Origin of the sequence: Flavobacterium sp. KACC 22763 (genome assembly GCF_028736155.1) — a bacterium.
Taxonomy (GTDB): Bacteria; Bacteroidota; Bacteroidia; order Flavobacteriales; family Flavobacteriaceae; genus Flavobacterium.
On the sequence record NZ_CP117879.1, the window covers coordinates 2,212,781 to 2,233,620 of the forward strand.

Genomic DNA, 20,840 nt, shown 5'->3' on the forward strand with positions numbered 1-20,840 from the left:
CAAAAATTTAATTTTAACCATTAAAACGAAAGCATTATGATAATTCAAAAAAGTATATTTATTCTTGCTGGAATTCTAGCTTTGGGCAGTTGTTCTAATAACGACAATACTGAAGGAGGCACAGATCCAGGACCAACAGGACCTCCTGTAGAAACAGGAACAGCAAACACCACTTATCAGCCCGCATTCTCAGGACAAACACGCGCAGGAAGCATTCAGACTACCACCGAAATTGAATCTAAAGTAATCACCAACGGTTTAAGCGCTCCTTGGGGAGTTGCCTATCTTCCTGACGGACGTCTTTTGGTTACTGAAAAAGCTGGAAAAATTAAAATCGTAACTCAAGCAGGCGTTATCAGCAATGCCTTAACGGGTGTTCCTGCCGTTAATCCAGATAGCCAAGGTGGTTTATTAGGAATTTGCCTTGATCCTGCATATGCTACTAACCGAATGATTTATTGGGCTTTTTCTGAAGTTGTTGCTGGCGGAAATATTACCGCTGTCGCGAAAGGTAGAATTTCAGACGATGAAAAAGCAATTGAAAATGCAACGGTTATTTATCGTTCGAACACTCCAAACTCAAGTACACTGCACTATGGCGGCCGAGTTTTATTTGATAAAACCGGAAATTTATTTGTAAGCATTGGCGAAAGATCTGTGCTAGAAACACGCCCATTGGCTCAATCAGTAACGAGCAGTTTAGGCAAAATTGTACATATTACAACAAGTGGACAAGCAGCGCCAGGAAATCCTACTTTTACACAAACAGGAGCTTTACCAGAACTTTATACTATTGGCCACAGAAATCCGCAGGGATTGGCTATGCATCCTACTACAGGAGAATTATGGCAAAGTGAACACGGCCCAAGAGGTGGTGACGAAATTAACCGAATTAAAGCTGGAGCAAATTATGGCTGGCCAACAATTACTTACGGAATTGAATATAGTGGTACGAAAATTGGAGAAGGTATTACACAGCAAACCGGAATGGAACAGCCTGTTTATTACTGGGATCCTGTAGTTTCACCAAGCGGAATGACGTTTTATGCTGGAAAACGAATTCCAGAATGGGAAAATAATTTATTTATAGGCGCTTTAAGCGGTATGCATATTGTGCGTCTAGCCTTTAAAGACAATAAAGTGGCAGGTGAAGAAAGATTATTGGCCGGAGAAGGACAAAGATTTAGAGATATTACACAAGGAAAAGATGAAGCATTATACGCCGTTACCGATCAAGGAAGACTTTATAGAATAGATAAAAAGTAAACTTGTTCATCTATACATGCCAAAAGAAACGCCCCATATTTGGGGCGTTTGTATTTTATTATTTTTTTTGTTTCAGGTTTCAGGTTCCAAGTTAAACGCAACAGAATAAAACTTGAAACTTTAAACTTGAAACAAAAAACTTAAGCTTTTGCTTTTCTTTTTACAGTACAGCCAATTTCTTTGGTTTGTGTAATGGCTGGTTTCTGTCCGCTTTTTAATGATGCAATTACATCTTCTGCGTATTTAATTTTCTGAGGATTATTTCCTTCTGGATCATTATCGATTGCTCCAACATATTCTACAACATTTCCTTTTGCTGTTTTAGAAACGATAAAGATATGAGGTGTACGTTTTGCTCCATATTCATCGGTAATTTTTTGTCCTGGGTCAAATAAATATGGGAAAGAATATTTTTTGTCTTTAGCTAAATCTTGCATTTTAGCAAAAGTATCTGCAGTAGAAGCTTCTGGATCGTTTGGATTTATGGCGATTACTGGATATCCTTGCGATTTGAATTTTTTATCCAAATCGATAATTCTCTGCTCATATCCAATTGCGTATGGGCAAGTATTGCAAGTAAAAACAACAATATATCCTTTTGCATCTTTAAAAGTTCCGAAAGAAACTTCTTTGTTGTCCACATTTTTCAGTTTGAAATCTGGAGCCGCATCGCCCGCTTTAAGTGTTACAGCATTTTGTGCATGAGAAAGAAAAGCAGAAAATGCTAATGCTAGTAATAAGATTATTTTCTTCATAATAGTTTACAGTTTTTTATATTCAGTTAATAATTGTTCGTAGGTAAATTCGCTTTCAACAAATTTTCGTTTATCATTTTTAATAAAAAGGGTTGCTGGAATGCTTCCTGACCAGCTTGGATCAATTCTATCAATAAATTCTTGAGGATTACTTTCGTTTAAAAGAAAAACTTCATTTTTTAAGTTTTTCCTTTTTACAAACGGAATCACATTTGATTCTAGTTTCGATTTAAAATCTAAACTCACCAATAAAACAGCCAGTTTTTCTGATTTATGCTCTGCTCCTAATTTCTCAAAATGCGGCAGTTCTTTTATGCATGGCGCGCACCAAGTCGCCCAAAAGTTAACGACGTAAGTACTGTCTTTTCCGTTTTTGATTCTCTCATTAAGCTGATTGATATTTAGCAGTTTCACATTCTGACTATAAGCCGAAACTGAAATAATACCGAATAAAAAAAGATAGAAAAAAGGTTTTATTTTCATGAGAAGAATGCTTGAGGATTAATTTGTTTCCTACAAATATAAAATAATGATAAATTACTTTTTGTTAATGAAAGTTTAATGAGTTTTTTAAGGCGCTAAGCGGCTAAGATTCTAAGGTACTAAACTGTTTTTCAACACCTTATTCAATTTCGTTACATCTTCTTTGTAGCGCGGATAATCTGTTATGTTTCTTACACTATGATTTTCGGTATTTGTCAATCCGATATCTTTTATTTCTACAAAAGGAGATTGCATTACTAATCCATTTAAAATACAGTCTGAAATATATTCTGAATGTGCTTCAAACTTTGGAATTGCGTTTAAATGTTTTACCATTATGGGTTTTAAAACAGCTTTTTCATTTTCTTGTATTCCTGTCATTGGAAGAAAAAGAAGAAATAGATTTGGATATTTTTCAAAAGCCAATAACTCATCCATCGTAAAAAACCAAGCTTCAAAATGCCCGCCTAAATTGCCGATGTAAATATCGTTTAGAAAAAAGTTGATTTCGTATTCAGCAAATTCAATGGCATAATTTAAATCATCACTAATTTTGCCCGCAACATATCTAGGATTTTCTTCTATATCGTTTTGATTGAAAAACTTCCATTCCCATTCATAAGCTTCAGTTTCATTTGTTTCTACAACTTCCAAAACCTCATCAATATTGAGTTCTTCTTTTTCATCATAGCCTCTCGACCAACAGAAATAATACTTCCAGAAAAAAGTGTTATTAGTAAGCTCTTCAATTTGTATTGGTTTATTCATGTTTAAATCTTACTTAAATTCATAAACAAAAGGCAGATATCCAGCTTCACTATGTTTTAATTGTGTAGGCGTTCTAAATCTCATGCTTATTCTTAACTCAAAAATTATGTTTTCATTTGTTCGTTCACTTAAAATCACTTTTATCCACAATGGATATTTATAATTAGGCAACGCCAAAAGATCTACAACCTCATCTAAGGTAAATTGTTTACTTAGATTTTTCTCTGTTAAAATCCATAATCGAGCAAAATCATCAATTGAATTATATTTTGCATTCTCTTCTTTAATTGGAGTTATAGTAAAGAGAATTGTTTTATTTTTCAATTCGTTTACAGCTTCTTGTATGGTCTGAAATAAATTACTTTTAAACTGCTCTTTATCCATAAAACATCAACTATATAGATTCTTGTTACAAAAGTTTTTCAAAGATTTGTTTTTCTCCATTTGTAAGCTGTTTGCTAATTTTAGCAAAATTCTTTTTCTCGCCAAATGTTGTATACATCACACCTTCCCAACAATAATCTGCCATTTCTTGAACATTAGTCCCACTATCTGAATATTCTTTTAAATCTTCTTCTGTAAAATAATACGAAACAAAATTCTCTTTACTATCCAATAATAACTTCAAGCTATTTTCATTTGTAAAATAAGATGTGAAAACCTTATTATGCGGATGTTCTTGCATGGATAAAACAGCATTGATATAGACTTTAATTGATTTTTCGTTTATTCCGAATTTCTCCAGAAACACTGGTGTAAATTTCTGCTGAATAGACTGATGTTCTCCATCTATTGTTTGATAATAATCTATTAGTGTATCAAAATTTTTTTCGTCTTGTAATCCTAAAGCAAAAACAGCAAAAGTCGAAGGCATAGCACAATTTTCAGCTTCAAGATTGGTGTACCATTCGTATTTCTTTTTTGTAAGATCAATGTATTCTAAAATGCTTTTATGCAGATTTGGATATTTTACCGCTCCAGCAAAAAAATAATTCTGTCCGCATTTTGGAAGCCCTTTTATAGGAAGCAATTCTTTTCCTTTTGATGAAAAACTAATTTCGAAACTTTTAGGAAAATCAGATTTTAGAAGGTTATTTACGAAATGCATTGCTTTTGCGTAACTTTCTTCTGTTTCGGTAATCAGTTTAAGACTTATTTTAGCAAAAACATCATTTGCTTTTCCTGTAAAATCTTTGTCTTTGTACTCGGTCAACTCTTTTGGAATTTTCCCCGTTCCGTTTTTCTTCAGCTGTTCTACTTCATCAGAACCCAATTCTGTCACAACATCAAAATACTCATTTGCCGTAACTGTGGCATAACTTGGCCCATATTTAATGTGTGAGACAGCGATATAACATATAAAACTTAAAAGATCTTTTTGTTCTTCCGTCAATATGGGTTTCGGAAGTTCTTCTTTTGTTTTGGGTATAAAAATCTTGTATTTACCTTTTTTTACTCTTTCAAAACTATTAAAAACCAATTCTTCTGCCTGCAATCCTAATGTGTAACGGTAGCTATCGAATCCATTAAGCTTTCTTAGTTTTTCAACAAACGAAATGTAAAACTCTTTTGAAAAAGGTCTCGTCTGGAAAAAATATTCGATTATGGGTGATAGCAGAAATTTTTCTCCCGAATCTAATACGTACGGATTTGGATATGCTTTATCTATTTTAACAGTATTAGTATCAATCGCTTCAATGAATTTTTCTAAAAGCGCTTCGTTGCCTTCTATTTTTACTAAATAATTTAATTCTCTCATTGTTTATTTTATTGTCACATTTTTAATTTGATTATTCCTCATCGTCTTCATCATATTCTTCATCATCATAAGACAGATAAGACCAATCAATATCAACAAGATCAAGAATGGCATCAAATCGTTCCTGATCGCTTGATCCGATAAAAGCTCCTGTACAGTTGTTCTCTTGATCGAATGACAAACTTATTATATCATAAAAATCAGCTGTATATATCTTTTGATTTTCTCTGCTAATTTCTGGAACAAGCGCATAGTTTTCTTCAACCATCTTTACAATTTCAGAATCAATTTCTCCTAAATAATTTCCGTTAAATTGAAGTCCACCCAAAGTACCGTTGAAAACTGCCATCAAAAGAAAAAAGTTCTCTGTTGTCTCAATTTCTATTTCCCAATCTGATTTTTCTATTGTGTCGTAATTGCCATATATTGGCGGATTATCCTGTGATAAATCTTCTTTTTTAATTCCCCAAAAAGCTACGTTCTGATTTTCTTCATAAAAAACCAGAAAATCATCATCTGAAAATCCGATTTCATTTTCAGGTTTCAAAAGTCTGTTAAAACAGTAATTTAGCTTTTCTCCTTTCCCTAATTCTAAATAATATTCTTTGAGCTTTGAAGGAAGTTTTACATTTAATCTTTTCTCAAGATCGAGAATCTGTTTTTCTGAAAATCCGTAGTTTTCATTTTCAGATAGGCGGTAAAGGCGTTTAATCTTTTGAATATAATTCATCTTTGGCTTCTATTTTTACGAAGTGAAAAATAAACAATTAATTACAAGCCTGCAATTACTTTATAATGATAATCTCACTTTTATGCAAAAGCAATTTCTTAAAACTAGTATATATTTTCTAGTCATGTTTTTTTGACTAATTGACTGGCTATGATATTCGGCTCAACTTTGCAATAAATTCATAAATCCGAGAGTACCTTTTAAAAACTATTATGAAAATACTGTCGATACTATTAATCCTGGTTTGCAGTTCAAGCTGCCAATCACAAACAAATTCAAAAATGAGCGAAGACAAAATAAATCCGTTATTATGCGATCCTGTAAGCGGAATGTGCGAAATGCCTGCTGGCGAAAAATCGAATGAAAAAACAGCTATTCCAACAGAAAATAAACCAGTCAAAATAATTTACTATACCGACCCTATTTGTTCTTCTTGTTGGGGAATTGAACCTCAGCTTAGAAAATTAAAACTAGAGTACGGCGATTATTTTGAAATTGATTATCGAATGGGCGGTTTATTGCCAGATTGGAGCTATAACAGTGGCGGAATAAGCAAACCATCTGATGTTGCACACCATTGGGACGAAGCTAGTTTGTATTACGAAATGCCCATTGATGGAAATGTTTGGCTTGAAGATCCGTTAGATTCTTCATATCCGTCGTGTATTGCTATGAAAGCAGCGCAAATGCAGAATAAAGAAAAAGCAGTTAACTTTATGCGTATTCTTCGCGAAAAGCTTTATCTAGATAAAAAGAATATTGCCAAATGGGAAAATATAGCAGAAGCTGCAAAAATCGCAGGTCTAGATGTTCCGAAACTAAAAGCAGATTATGATGATGCCGAAGAACTTTTTCAAGAAGATTTAAATTTAGGAAAAACTCTTGGTGTACGAGGTTTTCCAACTTTATTTTTAGCCAACGCTGATAATAATCAATTAACTGTTTACGGTTCTAAACCTTATGCTTCTTATGAAAATGCTTTACTAGCGTTATTTCCTGAAGCAAAAAAGAAGAGTATTAAAAATGAAAATCCGCTAGATTTGTTTGAAATTTTTCCAACATTAGCACCAAAAGAATATGCTGTCATTTTGGATAAATCGACTTCTGAAGCCACTTCTATTTTAGAGAAATTATATCAGCAAGGTTTATTGGGTAAAAAGACAATCAAAAATGGTTCGCTATATATTAAAAAGTAAACTTTACTGATTGGGAATGTTAAATCGTTCTCTGTATTTGGCAAGCGCAATTTTATCTATTGGTAAAACAAACGGATTTTCATTGATATCAATCCATTCAAATCTGCTTATATCTGATGTACTGATTTTCATTTCTTCAAGATTACTAATTTTTACGATATAATAAACCAAAAGAATCTGTCTTCCATCATCAATAATAGATTCAACAAAATGTTCTTGCGTATATAGATGGCCAACGATTTCGATTTTAGCATTAAGCTCTTCTTCAAATTCTCTGTGCAGACAATCTAGAATACCTTCGCCAAATTCTACACCTCCACCTGGAAGTTTGCAATATAATTTGCCTTTGTGATATTCGTAAAGTGCTAAAATCTTATTATCGTTTTCGCAAATCGCATAAGCTCTTACGTTAAAACTAGAGAGAGGTTTCATAAATGAGAAAATCAAAATTCTTTAGATGCAAATTTAAAAATTAAAAAGCCGTAAAGTTTAATTTCTTTACGGCTTTTACTATTCTAATAGCTTTTTTTTATATCTCTTTCAAAACCAAATCGGCCACAACATCTATTGCTTGATTAATAATTTTTTCGGGAGTTCCTTTAAACTCAAAACGCTTGGCAATTTGTTTTTCGCCAAAAATGATATGAATGAAAATGGTTCCAACAGGTTTTGAGTCGCTTTCGCTTCCGCCTGGTGTAGTCAGTCCTGTTAAACCCACACAAATATCTGAATTAATATAGCGGTAAAAATTTTGCGCCATCAACTTGGTAACCTCAGCAGATTCTGCACTATATTGTTCAATAGTTCCCCACGGAATATGAAGTAAATCTTCTTTCATAGAAGTATGATAACATACTATTCCGCCTATGAGAATTCTTCCGGAATTAAGAACTGTCGAAAACTCATAGCACATTTTTCCAGCAGAGGCACTTTCTGCAAATGATATTGTTAAGTTCTTTTCTATCAAAGCTTGACAGCATGCGGTTACCTTATCTGATGCCATATTGATTTTAAATTTAATTACACATTAAGTTCAACTTCAAATGTAGATTGTTCTAATGTAGTAAACTTACATAATTTCTTACAATAATTATATTATAAGTAACTGTTAATTATGCAACTATCGTTTATTTTTTTATAAGAACTTCTTTCTGATTATGTGGTAATTTTGTAAATAGAGCTTTTTACAGTCAAATAGTACGCTGCCTAGAAATAATGTAAATGCACAAATGCCGTGACTAATAAAAGTTATAATAAGACAATTACAGTAAACTGTAAAGAATTAACTGGTCTTCTTTAAGAAGGTTCGATTTTGAAAAAGTAATAATCTAAAAAAATAGTATTATGGAAAAGCAACACAACCATGAATATGGTCAGTTTGATCCTGATTATATTGAACAAAATACTCTTGTTGACGGAACATATTCTAATGAGGATGAGTTCAGACAAGTTTTGAAAAAACATGACAATAGAGAATTTGGCGAAAGCGACCCTGATTATTATGAGCAAAATATGGTGATTGACGATGACAATTATACACGAGATGAAGATCCGTATCAGTATCAGGAAGAATTTATTGAAGATTCTTTGCATTCAAAAGGAGATTTTGAACCTCATGAAACTATTCGAGCAGAAAATATTCCGAATCAGGAAAGAATCATTAATGAAGATGATGCCATTACAAACGATGGCACAAAAGACGATTTAAACGATGAATATCATCCTGATTTAGATTACGAAAATGATCTAGAAAAAGACGAGGATTTTGATAAGGATGAAGAATTGGATGATTTTGACGCAGAACATTATCCCGAAAATCATCCTAGAGAATAGCCAAAATTATCGTAAATTGTAATGTATTAATTTATGGACATAGCAATTCAAATTGTCTGGCTTTTTGTATTAGCAATTCCAATTGCCTGTATTAGCTGGACTGTCACACACGAAGAGATTTTTAGAGAACCGCATGAATGGTGTGTCAGGCATTCTAAAAATGACAAATACATACTGTCAAGAAAGTTCTTTTATCTTCTCACTTGTGAATATTGCTTCAGTCATTATGTTACAATTGCCTTTCTGGTTATCTGCGATTATAAACTTTTGTTAAATGACTGGAGAGGATATATTTTGGCAGGGTTTTCTCTGGTCTTTATGACAAATGTTTATATGAGTCTTTTTGCTCTATTGCGCCAAGCTATAAAAAAGGAAAAGGTCGAAATTGAGAAAATTGAAAGTGAAACTGACACTGAAAACAGTAAAAATTAATAAATAACAAATAAATATAATTAAAAATTAATTGGCATTATGGAGAATTTGAATTTTATAGACCCATTATTACACGGAATTAAACCTGAAAGCAAACCGTTAAATCTGTCAGTAAAACAAATGGTATTTGCAGGCGTTGGTGCCCTTTTAGCATCGGCAGTTTTGAATAAAACAGGACATAAAAAAGCAAGTGCTGTTGTAGGAAGTCTTGCATTACCAATTTTAGCATCGGCTTGCTATAAAAAATACAGTCAAATATCTAAAGAAAAAATTGATGCTCAGGCAAGCAGCGGTATCGAATATAATCACTAATCCTTATAAACTATCATAAAAAAGAGCGCTTATTTTACTATAAGCGCTCTTTTTCATTTAGGCTAAATTAGTTTATATTTCCTTCGACCCAGTTTAATGCTTTATTAAAATCAACTTTTTTATAACCACGAAACTCACCTGGAACAATGTAGCTAAATCCGTTTGTGAAAGAAATGATTTCGTCAGTATCGGTAACAATAGCTGCTCTATTCCATTTTCCAAGATTTTTCAAACCAAGAAGAGCATCTTGCAGCCAAGCACCTGTCGTAAAATTTTCAATATCGGTATCTAAAACCAATAAAAAATTAATTTCATTAGTCTGTTTTACCAAATGTTCAACGGCTGGAGCTACTGCTGTCACAAAGTCTTCTTTTGTCACTTCTGCCAATGCTCTAAAGGCAACAATATTATCTGTGGTATCAATTTGATGTATCATGATTTTTATTCTTTTTTAGTTAATTTATGAGGTTTTATTTGGAACATTTCTTCAATATTTAACATCAACCCAAAGATACTCATTATCAATCAGATAACACTTACATTTAACTATTCGTTTATTATATTTTTTTAAGATGCTAAGCTTCTGAGATGCTAAGATGCTAAGATTTATATACTTTACGTTAGATGCACTGCAGTGCATCTCTACAGCACAGAAAAAACTTAGAATCTTAGCATCTCAAAAAAAGCCTGCTTTTTTTGAAAACAGGCTTTTTGAAAAAAATAAAAAAAAACTAACACACAAGCTTAATTGTACCCTTGGTTTTGTTTGAATTCCTTAGTCACGTCAATGGTCGACTGTGGAATTGGGAAAACTCTTCTGTATGGTTGTGAAGCAGCTTTTGCGGTTCCTGGAAGATCAAATTTCCCGAAACGAATCATTTGTGGTCTTCTGTATAATTCCCAGTATAATTCGAAACCAATTTCGTTATATAAAACAGTCTGATCAATTGCCGTCAAAGCTTTACCTGGCGCGCTTCCGAATAATGATTCTCTTTTTCTGCTGGTACGCAATTTGTTCAAATCTTCCATTGCTTGAGCAGTATTTCCTTTTCTGAAATAAGCTTCAGCTCTCATCGTATAAATTCCCCCTAAACGATATAACGGAATATCAACATTGCTGTTTCCGTTTCCTCCTTCTGGGTCAAATTCATACTTAAAAATACGCGCTCCCTGATTAATTTCGTTTTGAGCAAAAACTGCCTGAGCTGGATTTTTAAAGGTTAAAGAAGGCGTAAAATCCATTCTCGTAGTTGTGCTTTTTTCCATGTATAACGGAGAAACTTTAATACGTCCGTTAACCATTTCTAATGAACCAGATGATAATAAGATTGGTCCGTATTGAGGTCCAAATTCAATTCCTCTATTAAAATGGAACCAAGGTAAATTAGCGCTTTTCGGAACAATATCTGTCGCTGGAACACTTACATCTGTACCGTCATTTTTAAACCAAGTTCCGTCAGAGTACTGATATTTTTGCTGAAATCTTGGGTCATCGTGATTTCCATCCCATGTTGCAAAAAACTCAGGAGTGGTACAAGCGGCATTTGTTCCTCTATTGGCTGCAGATGTTCTTTGGTTACGCTCCATACATACATAAGCAAAACTGTTTGAACCGTTTCTGATGTAATCAATCTTCTGAGAAATAGCAAAAATCAATTCTTTTCCTTTGTCATTGTCTCTTGCAAAGTTTTTGAAATAATCGCTTTCTAAAGTATATTTTCCAGAATCAATCAGCAATGAAGTATAATAAATTACACGATCCATATCTGTTCCTGTACCCGTTGCAGCAGCTTCAGTAAAATTAAAGCTTGAAGATGCATTGAAACGATCCTTAAAAACAGCACGATTCAAATACATCTGTGCCAAGAATCCATAAGCCGCTTCTTTTGTAAATCTTCCATGATGCGTTTGCTGTGTTCCCATTTCTGCTAAATCTGGCAGTAAAGCTTCAACATCTTTTATCAATTGATCGATTTGCGTATCGGCTTTTAAAATCTGCAATGGAGCATTCGGATTCATCGGATCTCTGTAAGGCGCTTGTCCGTACAAATCTAGTGTTGTGTATAAATAATACGCTAAAAGTCCTTTTGCTTCCGCTAAAAACAATTTCTTCTCCGGAATTGAACTTTCTTCAACTGATTGAATTGCAGTTAAAGAACGCGTAATTCCGTTTGTCAATTTATTCCAGTTGTCCACCACAACAGCGTTATCAGATTTCCATGTAAACTCATGCATGTCTCTCCATTTTCCGCCATCTCCCCAGTCACTTCCGCGAGTTGGCAAAATAGCTTCGTCTGTTGTGTATTCCTGTAAAGAGAAAATACCGCCGTGATCTACAAAAGTTCCATCTCCTAAACGATCGTAAGCCGCTGCCAAAGCTCCAGCTGGGTTTGAAGCATCTTCTCCTAAAACCTCATCCAGCACCACTTCGTCAAGATTTGTACAGCTTGCAAAAAGCCATATAAAAGAAAATATCGCTAATGTTTTAATATTAAAAATTGTATTTGTCTTCATAATAATTATAGTTTTAAAGTTGCTCCAAAACTGAATGTTCTAGAAGTTGGATAACTTGCATAATCGATACCGATAGATTGATTTCCTCCGTTAGATTTCGGACTGTTGATTAACGGATCGTAACCTGTGTAATTTGTAATCGTAATTAAGTTCTGGCCTGTAACATAAAGTGTTAATCCATTGATCCAGTTTAAACCTTTTAAATCAAAATTGTAACCAATACGAGCTGTATTCAATCTGATAAAATCTGATTTCTCTAAGAATAAAGTAGACAAGATTGGAGAGTTGGCAGGATTTGCTCCAGACTCATAATAACCTGTTGCTACATTACGATCAGATGCAAGGTTGTTGATATTTAATGCATTTAAACCAGTATTATTCAGTAAATAACCTCCCGTTTGCCCGATGATAGAAAATGAGAACGTAAAGTTTTTGTATCTCATATCACTATTAAATCCGTAATAAAAAGTTGGTAAAGCTCCTTCAATAATGATTCTGTCGCTATTATCAATTTTACCGTCTCCGTTTTGATCTTTAAAGATGTTTGCTCCATTTGCATCAAAACCAATATGTTCTAACAAATAGAATGATCCTGCTGCATAACCGCTTTTGTAGATATTAGCATTTACTCCAGATTGTCCTGGACCTGAAATTGTTCCTGTCAAAATTTCTGAAACCGGAAGATCTTCAATTTTATTATGAAGCGTTGCGCCATTCATGTCAATATTCCAAGAGAAATTTTTAGTGTCCACTATTTTTGAACCTAACATAAACTCGATTCCTTTATTGATGATTTTACCGTCAATATTCGTCCAAATTGTAGTTGTTGGACTCAAAGCTTGAGAAGGAACATTTAAAATCGCATCTGTTGTTGTTTTGTTGAAATAATCTAATGTTCCGTACAATTTATCATTCCATAAATTGAAATCTAAACCAACGTTGTATTGCGTTACAACTTCCCATTTCAAATCAGGATTTGGTGTTCTGTTTACCGAAACTCCGTTCACTAGATTTAAATCATCGTATAAATAATATCCATCAGCACCAGACAAAGAGTAGCTTGCTTGCGTAATTTTATTTTCAACTTCTTGGTTTCCTGTCTGTCCCCAGCTTGCTCTTAGTTTTAAATTATTTAAAGTAGAAGAATCTTTTAAGAAACTTTCATTTGCAATATTCCATCCTAAAGCAAATGATGGGAAATAACCGTATTTATTGTTTTTACCAAAACGAGTCGATCCGTCACCCCTCATAGAAGCTGTTAGAAGATATCTATTATCGAAACTATAATTCAACCTTCCAAAATAAGACTGCAATTCGTTTTCCTGCGCATAACCTGTCGTTCCAGATTGTGTTCCTTTAAATCCAGGATTTATTGAAGGCGGAACACCCTCACCTTGATTTGCGATTCCATCAATACTGAAACTTGTTCCTGATCTTTCAAACTTTTGGTATGAGAAACCGCCTAAAGCTTCAATTTTATGTTTATTTAAATTCAAATTGTACGTTAGATAATGCTCAACCAAAGAGTTTTTAGAATCTAAATTATTCTGAACATATTTCCCTTTCGGATTCAAATCGGTTAAGTTTGGAAAAATCGTCGTATTTCTTTCCGCCATCGAACGATCGACACCAATGTTCAATTTGTATTCTAATCCGTCAATAATTCTAAGAGAAGCCTCTAAGTTCCCTAAAACTCTCAACGTTCTAGTTTGATCTTGGTAAATGCTCAATAAATAAGCTGGATTATAATGCGCATTCATATTGAAGTTGGTATAATTTCCATTTGCATCAAAAACAGAACGCGTTGGATTTGCCATTAAAGTATGTACGATCAATTGTCCGTTTGAACCACCGTCATCACTTGTTGGAACTCCGTCATCTTTAGTTTCACTCGCCGTAAGATTCATTTTTACTTTCAAACGTTTGTTATCCAAAAATGATTCAGCAGCGTTGATTCTTCCAGAAAGACGTTTGAAGTTACTGTTTCGAACCACACCTTCCTGATCCATTTGAGCAATCGAAGCATAATAATTTCCAGATTCTGTCTGTTTAGAAAAAGAAAGCGAATTGTTTGTCGTAATAGCTGTTCTGTAAATTACATCTTGCCAATCTGTATTTCCTCCGTGATCAAATGCTTTATCTTTAATTGCATTTCTGTATTCGCCAGCACTTAAAACATCTAGTTTATTAGCCACAGTTGCAACTCCTGTATAAGTATCAAAAGTTAATGTTCCTTCGCCTTTAGAACCTTTTTTAGTAGTTACCAAAACCACTCCGTTAGATCCTCTCGCTCCATAAATCGCAGAAGCCGATGCATCTTTCAGAACCGTAATCGATTCGATATCGCTTGTATTCAAAAAGTTCAACGGATTTTTAGCCGATGAAGTTCCGAAACCAACATTACTTCCCGATGGACTCACATCATCATTTGACAACGGCACACCGTCTACAACAAACAAAGGCGTACTTCCGCTTCTGATAGATCCAACTCCACGAATGGTTACATTTACTCCCGCTCCTGGTTCACCGCTTGTATTTACAACACGAACACCAGCCACTTTTCCTTGCATTAAATTATCTACAGAAACGTTTACACCTTGTTTGAAGTTTGCTGCTTCCAATTGCGTAACCGCACCAGTAACATCTTTTTTAGATTGTTTTCCGTAACCAACAACCAAAACTTCATTTAATTCTGCTGTATTTGGGTCCAATTGAATCGTCATAAAACCAGTTTGTACGGCAACTGTTTTAGTCTTATAACCCATATAAGAAATGTCAAGCGTTTTTCCTTCTCCAACTGTAATTTCAAATTCTCCATCGAAATTAGTTACCGTTGAATTTGACGAACTTGTTTCTGCAATTGTCGCACCCGGAATTGGCAGTTTATTTTCGTCAACCACTTTTCCTTTTACTTTAATTCTGTCAACAGCTTTAGTATTTACTGTTTTTGGCGCAGCCGTTTTTTGAATTAAAATTAATTTCCCATTAATGTTATAATTGAAATTGGCTTTTTTAGAAAGATCATTCAAAATTGCCGTAATAGACTCACTGCTATAATTTACTGCATAAGCTGTATTATCAGCAATTACAGCTTGTCCGTAGCTGAATTTGTAATCGGTCTGCTGTGTTAATTTTGAAAAAATAGAAACAAGGGTAGCTTTTTCTATTTTATTTGCTACTTTTGACTCTTTTAATAAAGTTTTACTATAACCGCTCTGAAAGGCAAGTAAAGCTAGAACTAAAAAGACAAAACTCTTTAGATTTAAATAAGAAGGTTTAAAATACATGATTTAAGTAATTGTTTTTACGATGCTTAATTATTAATAGCAGTTGTTCCCGCAACTGCTTTTTTTGTTTTTAATCCACTTTTACTATTTCGCCATAAACTTTGAATTTTAGGTTTGTGATATAATTTATTTGTTCCAAAACATTTTCTAATGTCGCGTCCTTCTTAATGAATACCGTTAACGGCGTTGCTAATACGTGCTTATTATCATACTCAAATGAAACTCCGTATTTATATTGTAAAATGGCAATTACTTGTTTTAAAGTAGTTTGATCTAATGTTACATCTTGATTATACCAATTCACCAAAAAAGCTTTATCAGCCATTTGCTTCGTCAATTTTTGAGACTCAAATAAAGCTTCTTGGTTTGGCACTAAATCAACACTCTGCCCTTTTCCAGAAACATTTACTTTTCCAGTTACCACAATTACCTTACAGTTTAATTTTGATAATTGAATGTGGAAAGAAGTTCCTACAACTCTGGTTTTTATTTCGCCAGAATGAATAATAAAAGGGTGCTGTTTGTCTTTGGCAACTTCAAAAAACGCGTTTCCTTTTAGTAAAGAAACCGTTCTTTGATCACCGTTAAATTTTTCAGGATACTGAAATGATGAATTTGCTGCCAGATAAATTTTCGAACCGTCACTTAATTGGATAGATTTGGGAATCGATGACGTTTTAAATGTGATTTGTTTTTGGTTTAAAACATTTGGTCTCAAGAAAAATCCTAAACCAAGCAGAAAAAGAATGCTGGCAGCAGCTATATATTTTAAATAAGGACGGAAAGATCTCTTCTTTCCTATTCTTAACTGAATTTCGTCATATATGTTTTGAGATTCGATTTCAGGGTTTCCCATAAAATCATTATCCCATTTTGAATTTTGATATTCGCTGAAAGCAAAATCATGTAATAAATTTTCTTCTGCCGATGAAGTCTTTCCTCGCGAACTTTTATCCAGCAGAAATTCTAAACTATGTTTGATTCTTTTTATCATAATACTTATTACCGCCTCTTAGTGTAATTTTTCAACACATAGAATCATAGTTTTTCAGTGCTTGCTAAAGGCGTTTCACTAGTTTAAATAATCATAGTTGTATGGCTATGTGTAAAAACTAGTTTTTTTAATTATCTTTTTTGAAAAGAAAAATCTATGTTTCTATGTGTTAAAACAAAAATTGCTAATTACACTTAACAGACTATTGTTTTATATAAGTACCAGAATCACGAAATCGTACTATCGCCAAATATTATGAAAACATCAAGCGAAAGTTATCTTAAAATTTTTGATTGAAAATAATGAAAGGAGCTAGCCAAGCCAAGTCTTTTAAGCCTTCTCGAAGTTGTTTTACAGCTGATGAAATCTGATTTTTTACGGTTTGTTTAGAAATTCCAAGTTCCTCAGCAATCTGGTCGATTGTCATGTCTTGAAATTTATACATCAACAAAACCTCTTTTCTTTTTTCTGGAAGTTTGTCTAATAGAGAATAAAGCAGATCCATCACTTCTGGATCTATTGTCGAAAAATTGTCGATAATGTAGTCTTCGAATTTTTCTTCTAAAATCGTCTTATCAAAACGATTGTTCTGGTAATGTTTGAAAACCTGATTCTTAACCGCGCGAAACAAAAAAGGTTCAATCGCATTAATATTCAGTTCTTCTTTTCTTTCCCATAAATCCACAAAAACATCCTGAACAATGTTCTGCGCCAAGTCTTTGTCCTGAGTCATCGTATAAGAAAAGGCATTAAGCTTTTTCCAATATTGTTTATACGTTAGTTCAAAAATTTCAGGATTATTCATACGGCAATTACAGGGCTTTATACTATCGTAAAATAAGGAAATGAAAAGCCAATGCTTTTTGCGTCAAGGTTATCTTTAAATTAATAAATAAACACGTTTGTTGTATTAATACTACTTTTTCAAGATAGAAATAGAAATGTCTTTGCGATTTCTTTTTTTTAATCTAACATAGAAACCAACCGCAGATTTTAACTTAGTCCCTTTCAAAAAATGCAATTTTCTTTTGATGCGTCCCCAGTCAAACATTAATTACATTTTAGAATCATGAAACCATTTTTGTTCACATTATTATTTGCCAGCGCTATAAATTTTAGCGTTCAAGCACAAAACGACAATCTGAAAATTAACCAAATTCAGGTTATCGGATCACATAACAGCTATCGTCACGCGATCGAAACCGACTTATATAATCTTATTCAAGCTAGAGATACTTCTCGTTCGCTTAAAGGTTTACAATACACTCACATTAGCATTACTGATCAATTGAATAAAGGTTTGCGCAATCTTGAAATTGACATTTTTGCTGACGCGAAAGGCGGAAAATATGCACACCCAAAAGGTTTGGACATTGCAAAATCTGAAGAAGCTTACGACCCAAACGGATTAATGAAAAAACCGGGGTTTAAGGTTTTTCACATGCCAGATATCGATTTTAGGACTTCTTGCTACACTTTCGAAATCTGTCTTCAGGAATTAAAAAAATGGTCTGACGCCAATCCGAATCATGTTCCTGTTTTCATCACTTTAGAACCAAAAGATGGCGATGCCAATTTCTTCGGAACAAAACCAGAAGATTTTACTGTTGCTGTTTTTGACGAAATGGACAAAGTAATCCGTAAAGAATTAGGAAAAGATAAACTCATTACGCCAGACATGGTTCGCGGGAAATATAAAACACTCGAAGAAGCGATTTTAAATAACAATTGGCCGACTTTAAAAGAAGCTAAAGGACGATTCTTATTCTTATTAGATAACAACGGCGCAAAAAGAGATTTGTACGCATTGAATCATCCGTCCCTTAAGGGACGCGCCGTTTTTATTAACGCCGAACCAGGAAAACCTGAAGCTGCAGCTTTATTTAGAAACAATTCTGAAGATCCACAAATAGAAGATTTGGTTAAAAAAGGATATTTAATAAGAACAAGAGCCGATTCTGATACCAAAGAAGCGCGCGCCAATGATTATTCTCATTTTGAAGTTGCTAAAAAATCAGGTGCACAAATCATTACAACCGATTATTATCTGCCAAGTACGTTCTTTAATTCGCCATATCAGATTAAATATGATGACGGAAGTTATGTTAGAAATAATCCTATTACAGTGCCTTAATTTTTTTCTTAACCGCAAAGGGCGCAATCCCGATAGCTATCGGGATACGCAAAGTTCGCAAAGCTTTGTGAACTTATTTATTTTATAAATCATACTTAAAATCTTTGCGTTCTCTCCGAGAAACCTTTGCGTTCTTTGCGGTAAAAAAACAAAACCTATGAATTCAAGATATACAATATTATACATATTAGTGCTCCTAGTTTTCTTCAATAATACAGCATCAGCACAAAAAGTAAAAAACCTCAACGGAACGCAGATTGCATTTCTATCAGATGTGCATTTACAAGACTTATTCGGCAAGCTTTCAGACTCTGATTACAAAGGCGTTCTAAATCCGAAAACGGGAGAATATGTTTTGGTGCGAACCATGTCGTCTCAGCTACATTCTACCAGAATTTTCAATGAAAATTATTTTGCATTCATTGCCGCTTTAGAAGATATCGCAAAGCGAAAAATCAAATATGTAGCACTTCCAGGAGATTATACAGATGATGGCCAGCCAATTCACGTTCGCGGATTAGCCTCAATATTAGAACAATACACCAAAAAATACGGAATAGAATTCTTCATTACAACTGGAAACCATGATCCAGTTGGCCCTTTTGCTCAAGAATCAGGAAAAGAAGATTTTTTAGGAAAAGATGGTAAAAGTCAGCCCATTTTTAGCAAAGACGGTCTTTATAAGCCAAATCTAAACATCGAACAGCCTGTAGTTGTCACGGCCGATATTGCTAAAATGGGTTATTTAGGAATTACAGAGCAACTTCATGATTTTGGTTTTCATCCGAATAAAAAATACAAATTCTGGGCAACTCCATTTTCTACTTATTCAAGCGAAAATTATACATTCGAAAAAGCTTTAGAAAGTGCAAAATTGGCAAATCGCGTATACGAAGTAGCGTCAGGCTATGAAGTCCCTGACGTTAGCTATGTCGTAGAACCTATAGACGGACTTTGGCTGATGGCTATTGACGGAAATGTCTATATACCGAAAAAAAATGCTTCTGCTGAAAAAGATTCTAAGAATTACAGCGAAGCCAGTACAGGTTATAACAACGTGCTTTCGAACAAAAAACATCTCATAAAATGGGTTGAAACTATTTCGGCGGAAGCCAAAAAACAAGGAAAAACTTTAATCACTTTCAGTCATTTCCCTATGATTGATTTTAATGATGACGCTTCCGCAGAAATAAAAGAATTGCTCGGTCCTAACAAATGGCAGTTAAACCGTGTTCCTGTTGAAGAAGTCGCACAAGTTTTTGCAGATGCAGGATTAAAAATTCATTTTGGCGGACATATGCACATCAACGACACAGGAGTTAGAACTTCTGCAAAAGGAAACACTTTGGTTAATATTCAAACGCCATCGCTTGCGGCTTATATTCCAGCTTACAAACTATTGACTTTCAAAAAAGATAACCTTGTAGATATTCAAACCATTACTATTGATGATGTTCCGAGATACAACGAACTTTTTGATTTGTATAAAATGGAATATCAGTTTCTAGAAAGTCAGCATGCTCAAGACATTTGGAATATTGATATTTTAAAAATGAAAAACTATCACGATTTTACCGATTTTCATTTGAAAGAATTGGTTCGACTTCGATTCTTGAAAGACGATTGGCCTTCTGCTTTCAAAGATTTTATATTGAATGTTTCGGCGAAAGATTTACTAGTTTTAGCCAATATGCAATCAGATCAAGATTTTGATTTTATTCTTAAAAATAAAGATCAATTTCAGAAAGAATGGAATGAAGCCGAAGCTAAATCAGAAAAAAATTTAACTCAGAACAATCTCAAAAAAGACAATTTCACTTGGTCTGGTTATGATCTTCTGGTAGATTTTTATCGTTTTAGAAGTGCAGATGAATTGGCTTTAGCCGATGTTGGAATTCAAAGAGCAAAAGAATACAAAGTTTTGTCAAATTTATTTTTAGAAGGTTCTAAAGCTGATCTTTCGAAAGACACTGCGCTTCAGAAACAAATGAAATTATTTCTTATCATCTTCAATAAATTTATGCATGAAGTCCCAGCAGATCATTTTACAGTTAATTTGAAAAATGGTACGATTAAGAGCGTGAAATGATTTTTTTCTGTACAAGATGCATTTTTTAACGCAAAGAGCGCAAAGGTTTTTCGCAAAGTTCGCTGAGTATTTTGAGTAAGATTTTACAAATCAAAGTTCGCAAAGATTTATGAATTTAACTTTGTGAACTTTTTTATTTTATAAAATTTAGCTTAAAAAAACCTTAGCGAACTTTGCGAAAAACCTTTGTGAACTCTGCGCTACAAAAAAAAGGTCGTCAAAAAAATGACAACCTTTTCATCACATTAAAACCTAAAATTTAATGTATCTAAAACCATTATGGCAAAT

20 protein-coding genes are annotated in these 20,840 nt (G+C 33.7%); 7 read left to right on the forward strand and 13 right to left on the reverse strand.

The features are described 5' to 3' along the window. The first annotated feature begins 36 nt into the window (after positions 1–36). Positions 37–1,266 carry a PQQ-dependent sugar dehydrogenase gene (locus tag PQ463_RS09025; RefSeq protein ID WP_274257409.1) on the forward strand — a complete coding sequence of 410 codons (1,230 nt, stop codon included), beginning with the start codon at positions 37–39 and terminating at the stop codon, positions 1,264–1,266. Between the two features lie 140 nt (positions 1,267–1,406). Here PQ463_RS09025 and PQ463_RS09030 read toward each other — a convergent pair whose 3' ends face one another. The 6 genes from PQ463_RS09030 to PQ463_RS09055 all read right to left on the reverse strand — a co-directional run bounded on the left by PQ463_RS09030 (position 1,407) and on the right by PQ463_RS09055 (position 5,761). After that, a complete protein-coding gene (locus PQ463_RS09030; RefSeq protein WP_111376792.1) occupies positions 1,407–2,021 on the reverse strand; it encodes a thioredoxin family protein in 615 nt (204 codons plus the stop codon). Positions 2,022–2,027: 6 nt separating this feature from the next. Next, the gene (locus PQ463_RS09035; RefSeq protein ID WP_274257412.1) at positions 2,028–2,504 is read right to left on the reverse strand and encodes a TlpA family protein disulfide reductase; all 477 of its coding nucleotides are present in this window, start codon (positions 2,502–2,504) and stop codon (positions 2,028–2,030) included. Between the two features lie 111 nt (positions 2,505–2,615). Then, positions 2,616–3,272 carry an Imm19 family immunity protein gene (locus PQ463_RS09040; RefSeq protein ID WP_274257413.1) on the reverse strand — a complete coding sequence of 219 codons (657 nt, stop codon included), beginning with the start codon at positions 3,270–3,272 and terminating at the stop codon, positions 2,616–2,618. Between the two features lie 9 nt (positions 3,273–3,281). Beyond that, positions 3,282–3,656, reverse strand: coding sequence for a hypothetical protein (locus tag PQ463_RS09045; protein ID WP_274257414.1), 375 nt, complete (start codon positions 3,654–3,656; stop codon positions 3,282–3,284). A 25-nt stretch (positions 3,657–3,681) separates the two neighbouring features. Next, positions 3,682–5,031: a DUF6138 family protein gene (locus PQ463_RS09050; RefSeq protein WP_274257416.1), complete on the reverse strand. Its 1,350-nt coding sequence runs from the start codon at positions 5,029–5,031 to the stop codon at positions 3,682–3,684. Between the two features lie 31 nt (positions 5,032–5,062). Next, a complete protein-coding gene (locus PQ463_RS09055) occupies positions 5,063–5,761 on the reverse strand; it encodes an SMI1/KNR4 family protein (protein ID WP_274257418.1) in 699 nt (232 codons plus the stop codon). Positions 5,762–6,042: 281 nt separating this feature from the next. On the opposite strand from PQ463_RS09055, the gene PQ463_RS09060 reads away from it, so the two are divergent. Next, positions 6,043–6,957 carry a DsbA family protein gene (locus PQ463_RS09060; protein ID WP_274257420.1) on the forward strand — a complete coding sequence of 305 codons (915 nt, stop codon included), beginning with the start codon at positions 6,043–6,045 and terminating at the stop codon, positions 6,955–6,957. A 3-nt stretch (positions 6,958–6,960) separates the two neighbouring features. Here the strand turns inward: PQ463_RS09060 and PQ463_RS09065 are convergent, their stop codons facing one another. Together PQ463_RS09065 and PQ463_RS09070 are read right to left on the reverse strand one after the other, a co-directional pair. Next, on the reverse strand, positions 6,961–7,389 hold the full coding sequence (locus tag PQ463_RS09065) for an NUDIX domain-containing protein (protein ID WP_274257421.1): 429 nt from the start codon (positions 7,387–7,389) through the stop codon (positions 6,961–6,963). A gap of 97 nt (positions 7,390–7,486) precedes the next feature. After that, positions 7,487–7,960 (reverse strand): CinA family protein, encoded by a 474-nt coding sequence (locus PQ463_RS09070; protein ID WP_274257423.1) that lies wholly within the window; start codon positions 7,958–7,960, stop codon positions 7,487–7,489. A gap of 341 nt (positions 7,961–8,301) precedes the next feature. Here PQ463_RS09070 and PQ463_RS09075 point away from each other — a divergent pair, with 341 nt between their 5' ends. From PQ463_RS09075 to PQ463_RS09085, 3 genes are read left to right on the forward strand one after another with little or no spacing between them, the layout of a single operon-like run. Further along, complete coding sequence (locus tag PQ463_RS09075) at positions 8,302–8,790, forward strand: hypothetical protein (RefSeq protein WP_274257425.1); 489 nt, start codon at positions 8,302–8,304, stop codon at positions 8,788–8,790. A gap of 33 nt (positions 8,791–8,823) precedes the next feature. Continuing rightward, a complete protein-coding gene (locus tag PQ463_RS09080; protein WP_274257426.1) occupies positions 8,824–9,222 on the forward strand; it encodes a hypothetical protein in 399 nt (132 codons plus the stop codon). Between the two features lie 39 nt (positions 9,223–9,261). Further along, on the forward strand, positions 9,262–9,534 hold the full coding sequence (locus PQ463_RS09085; RefSeq protein WP_111425639.1) for a PrgI family protein: 273 nt from the start codon (positions 9,262–9,264) through the stop codon (positions 9,532–9,534). Positions 9,535–9,601: 67 nt separating this feature from the next. Here PQ463_RS09085 and PQ463_RS09090 read toward each other — a convergent pair whose 3' ends face one another. The 5 genes from PQ463_RS09090 to PQ463_RS09110 all read right to left on the reverse strand — a co-directional run bounded on the left by PQ463_RS09090 (position 9,602) and on the right by PQ463_RS09110 (position 17,134). Continuing rightward, entirely contained in the window at positions 9,602–9,970 is a 369-nt protein-coding gene (locus PQ463_RS09090; RefSeq protein ID WP_111376802.1) for a SpoIIAA family protein, read from the reverse strand. 308 nt (positions 9,971–10,278) lie between these two features. Beyond that, entirely contained in the window at positions 10,279–12,048 is a 1,770-nt protein-coding gene (locus PQ463_RS09095; protein WP_274257430.1) for a RagB/SusD family nutrient uptake outer membrane protein, read from the reverse strand. 5 nt (positions 12,049–12,053) lie between these two features. Further along, positions 12,054–15,335, reverse strand: coding sequence for a SusC/RagA family TonB-linked outer membrane protein (locus tag PQ463_RS09100; RefSeq protein ID WP_274257432.1), 3,282 nt, complete (start codon positions 15,333–15,335; stop codon positions 12,054–12,056). A 70-nt stretch (positions 15,336–15,405) separates the two neighbouring features. Then, positions 15,406–16,329, reverse strand: a complete 924-nt coding sequence (locus PQ463_RS09105; RefSeq protein WP_274257434.1) for a FecR family protein — start codon at positions 16,327–16,329, stop codon at positions 15,406–15,408. Positions 16,330–16,609: 280 nt separating this feature from the next. Next, positions 16,610–17,134, reverse strand: a complete 525-nt coding sequence (locus PQ463_RS09110; protein ID WP_274257435.1) for an RNA polymerase sigma-70 factor — start codon at positions 17,132–17,134, stop codon at positions 16,610–16,612. Positions 17,135–17,398: 264 nt separating this feature from the next. On the opposite strand from PQ463_RS09110, the gene PQ463_RS09115 reads away from it, so the two are divergent. Beyond that, a complete protein-coding gene (locus PQ463_RS09115) occupies positions 17,399–18,463 on the forward strand; it encodes a phosphatidylinositol-specific phospholipase C1-like protein (RefSeq protein WP_274257437.1) in 1,065 nt (354 codons plus the stop codon). Between the two features lie 157 nt (positions 18,464–18,620). After that, positions 18,621–20,552, forward strand: coding sequence for a metallophosphoesterase family protein (locus PQ463_RS09120; protein WP_274257438.1), 1,932 nt, complete (start codon positions 18,621–18,623; stop codon positions 20,550–20,552). The last annotated feature ends 288 nt before the right edge of the window (positions 20,553–20,840 follow it).

Bases quoted from the DNA above. Each gene is read 5' to 3' on its own strand.
- PQ463_RS09095 (WP_274257430.1), bottom strand. From the start codon at position 12,048: ATGAAGACAAATACAATTTTTAATATTAAAACATTAGCGATATTTTCT.
- PQ463_RS09080 (WP_274257426.1), top strand. From the start codon at position 8,824: ATGGACATAGCAATTCAAATTGTCTGGCTTTTTGTATTAGCAATTCCA.
- PQ463_RS09025 (WP_274257409.1), top strand. From the start codon at position 37: ATGATAATTCAAAAAAGTATATTTATTCTTGCTGGAATTCTAGCTTTG.
- PQ463_RS09110 (WP_274257435.1), bottom strand. From the start codon at position 17,134: ATGAATAATCCTGAAATTTTTGAACTAACGTATAAACAATATTGGAAA.
- PQ463_RS09115 (WP_274257437.1), top strand. From the start codon at position 17,399: ATGAAACCATTTTTGTTCACATTATTATTTGCCAGCGCTATAAATTTT.
- PQ463_RS09045 (WP_274257414.1), bottom strand. From the start codon at position 3,656: ATGGATAAAGAGCAGTTTAAAAGTAATTTATTTCAGACCATACAAGAA.
- PQ463_RS09090 (WP_111376802.1), bottom strand. From the start codon at position 9,970: ATGATACATCAAATTGATACCACAGATAATATTGTTGCCTTTAGAGCA.
- PQ463_RS09055 (WP_274257418.1), bottom strand. From the start codon at position 5,761: ATGAATTATATTCAAAAGATTAAACGCCTTTACCGCCTATCTGAAAAT.
- PQ463_RS09085 (WP_111425639.1), top strand. From the start codon at position 9,262: ATGGAGAATTTGAATTTTATAGACCCATTATTACACGGAATTAAACCT.
- PQ463_RS09100 (WP_274257432.1), bottom strand. From the start codon at position 15,335: ATGTATTTTAAACCTTCTTATTTAAATCTAAAGAGTTTTGTCTTTTTA.
- PQ463_RS09030 (WP_111376792.1), bottom strand. From the start codon at position 2,021: ATGAAGAAAATAATCTTATTACTAGCATTAGCATTTTCTGCTTTTCTT.
- PQ463_RS09105 (WP_274257434.1), bottom strand. From the start codon at position 16,329: ATGATAAAAAGAATCAAACATAGTTTAGAATTTCTGCTGGATAAAAGT.
- PQ463_RS09060 (WP_274257420.1), top strand. From the start codon at position 6,043: ATGAGCGAAGACAAAATAAATCCGTTATTATGCGATCCTGTAAGCGGA.
- PQ463_RS09075 (WP_274257425.1), top strand. From the start codon at position 8,302: ATGGAAAAGCAACACAACCATGAATATGGTCAGTTTGATCCTGATTAT.
- PQ463_RS09040 (WP_274257413.1), bottom strand. From the start codon at position 3,272: ATGAATAAACCAATACAAATTGAAGAGCTTACTAATAACACTTTTTTC.
- PQ463_RS09070 (WP_274257423.1), bottom strand. From the start codon at position 7,960: ATGGCATCAGATAAGGTAACCGCATGCTGTCAAGCTTTGATAGAAAAG.
- PQ463_RS09050 (WP_274257416.1), bottom strand. From the start codon at position 5,031: ATGAGAGAATTAAATTATTTAGTAAAAATAGAAGGCAACGAAGCGCTT.
- PQ463_RS09035 (WP_274257412.1), bottom strand. From the start codon at position 2,504: ATGAAAATAAAACCTTTTTTCTATCTTTTTTTATTCGGTATTATTTCA.
- PQ463_RS09065 (WP_274257421.1), bottom strand. From the start codon at position 7,389: ATGAAACCTCTCTCTAGTTTTAACGTAAGAGCTTATGCGATTTGCGAA.
- PQ463_RS09120 (WP_274257438.1), top strand. From the start codon at position 18,621: ATGAATTCAAGATATACAATATTATACATATTAGTGCTCCTAGTTTTC.